We start from the raw sequence: 2,448 nt of genomic DNA on the forward strand, positions 1-2,448 counted from the left end.
CGCATCTTGCGGGCGTCGATGGCGTAGCGCCAGTCATGCCCGGGGCGGTCGGTGACGAAGCTGATCAGGCGCTCGTGCGGGGCGCTCTGCGGGCGGCGCTCGTCGAGCAGCCGGCAGATCAGGCGCACGATGTCGATGTTCTTCCATTCGTTGCAGCCGCCGATGTTGTAGGTCTCGCCGAGGCGGCCTTCGCGGATGACGCGCTCGATGCCGCGGCAGTGGTCTTCGACATAAAGCCAGTCGCGGATGTTGGAGCCGTCGCCGTAGACGGGAATCGGGCGGCCTTCGAGGCAGCTGCGGATGACGGTGGGGATGAATTTTTCGCCGTGCTGGTAGGGGCCGTAGTTGTTGGAGCAGTTGGTGGTGGTCACCGGCAGGCCGTAGGTGTGGAAGTAGGCGCGCACGAGGTGGTCGGAGCCGGCTTTGCTGGCGGAGTACGGGGAGTTGGGGGCGTAGGGTGTGTCTTCGCTGAAGGCGGGGTCGTGCGGGCCGAGGGTGCCGTAGACTTCGTCGGTGGAGATGTGGTGGAAGCGCACCTGGCGGGCGGCGCGGGTTTGGTCGAGTTGCTGTTCGCCGAGCCAGTACTGGCGGGCGGCTTCGAGCAGGGTGTAGGTGCCGGTGAGGTTGGTGCGAACGAATTCGCCGGGGCCGCTGATGGAGCGGTCGACGTGGGATTCGGCGGCGAAGTGGACGATGGTGTCGATGTGGTGTTCGCGCAGGAGCCGGGCGATGAGTTCGCCGTCGCAGATGTCGCCCTGGACGAAGCTGTGGCGCGCGGGGTCGGGCAGTTCGTGCAGGTTGTCGAGGCTGCCGGCGTAGGTGAGCAGGTCGAGGTTGACGAGACGGACCGTGGCGTCGAAGCCGAGCAGGAAGCGGACGTAGTTGGCGCCGATGAAGCCGGCGCCGCCGGTGACAAGGACGTTGCGGGGCTGGTAGTTCATGAGTGGACGGGACCGGATGTCGAAAGCGGGTGGAATGGAAATCGGGGTGCTCAGCGGGCGAGTTCGCTGAGCATGGTGCGCAGGCCGCGCTGCCAGTCGGGGGCGGTAAGGCCGAAGGTGTCGGTGAAGTGCTGGCTGTCGAGGGCGGAGTTGACGGGCCGGCGCGCCGGGGTCGGGTATTCGTGGCTGGCGATGGCGATGAGGCGGGGGCTGCGGGGGAGCAGTCCTTGGGCCCGGGCTTCGCTGAAGATGACTTCGGCGAAGCCGTGCCAGCTGGTGAAGGGCTGTCCGGCGTAGTGGTAGGTGCCCCAGGCGAGGGCTTCGCCGCGCAGGTGGCGGCGGGCGAGTTCGAGCAGGCTGCGGGCGATGTCGGCGGCGGGGGTCGGGCCGCCGTGCTGGTCGGCGACGATGCGCAGTTCGTCGCGCTCGCTGCCGAGGCGCAGCATGGTTTTGACGAAGTTGTGGCCGAGGGCGCCGAACACCCAGGAGACGCGCAGGATCAGGTGCGTGTCCAGGGTGGTGCGTACGGCCTGTTCGCCGGCCCATTTGCTGGCGCCGTAGACACCGAGCGGGGCGATGGGATCGGCTTCGGTGTAGGCGCGGGTCTGGCTGCCGTCGAAGACGTAGTCGGTGGAGATGTGCAGCAGCGGGATGCCGGCGCGGGCGCAGGCGGCGGCCAGGTGGGCGGGGCCGTCGCGGTTGATGGCGTGGGCCTGGGCGCTGTCGCTTTCGGCTTTGTCGACGGCGGTGTAGGCGGCGGCGTTGATGACCAGGCGCGGGCGTTCGCGTTCGAGCAGGGCGTTGACGGCGGCGGCGTCGGTGATGTCCAGGCCGCTGCGCTCAAGGCCGTGCACGGGCAGTTCGCCAGCGTGGCGCAGCAGTTCGCGGCCGACCTGGCCGTTGGCACCGGTGACGAGGATGCTCATGGTCGAAATCCCCTTACGGGCCGGGATAAACGGTGAGTTTTTCGCGGGGCTGTTCATTCAGCCGGGGCTGGCGCTGGTCTTTGTCCGACAGCAGCCAGGCCTCATCGAGCGCTGGCCAGTCGATGCCGATCGCCGGGTCGTTCCACAGGATGCCGCTGTCGCTCGCCGGGTCGTAGTAGCTGGTGCATTTGTAGGCGAAGTCGGCTTCGTCGCTGAGTACGCAGAAGCCGTGCGCAAATCCCGGGGGAATCCACAGCTGGCGGTGACTGACGTCATCGAGGGTGACGCCGACCCACTGGCCGAAGTGCGGCGAGCCGCTGCGCACGTCGACGGCGACGTCGAACACGCTTCCGCGTGCGGCACGCACCAGTTTGCCCTGCGGGTTGACCGTCTGGTAATGCAGCCCGCGCAGTACACCCTGACGCGAGCGTGACTGGTTGTCCTGCACGAAATGCGCCTCGACCCCGGCCTCGCGCAGCCAGCGCTCGCGAAAGGTCTCCACAAAAAACCCCCGCGCGTCGCCAAAGACCTGCGGCTCCAGAATCAGCACTCCGGGCAGCGCGGTTTCAATGATCTTCATG

Annotated in this window: 3 protein-coding genes; all 3 read right to left on the bottom strand. The window is 67.8% G+C overall.

What is annotated here, in order from left to right; genetic code table 11:
- Positions 1-941: dTDP-glucose 4,6-dehydratase (gene rfbB / locus C7443_RS19690; protein ID WP_110020731.1), on the bottom strand; the 941-nt coding region annotated here is incomplete at its 3' end.
- Between the two features lie 50 nt (positions 942-991).
- The gene (rfbD, locus tag C7443_RS19695) at positions 992-1,867 is read right to left on the bottom strand and encodes a dTDP-4-dehydrorhamnose reductase (protein WP_110020733.1); all 876 of its coding nucleotides are present in this window, start codon (positions 1,865-1,867) and stop codon (positions 992-994) included.
- Positions 1,868-1,880: 13 nt separating this feature from the next.
- Entirely contained in the window at positions 1,881-2,447 is a 567-nt protein-coding gene (rfbC, locus tag C7443_RS19700) for a dTDP-4-dehydrorhamnose 3,5-epimerase (protein ID WP_110020735.1), read from the bottom strand.
- Position 2,448 lies beyond the last annotated feature (1 nt).

Origin of the sequence: Plasticicumulans acidivorans, assembly GCF_003182095.1 — a bacterium.
GTDB classification, from domain to species: domain Bacteria; phylum Pseudomonadota; class Gammaproteobacteria; order Competibacterales; family Competibacteraceae; genus Plasticicumulans; species Plasticicumulans acidivorans.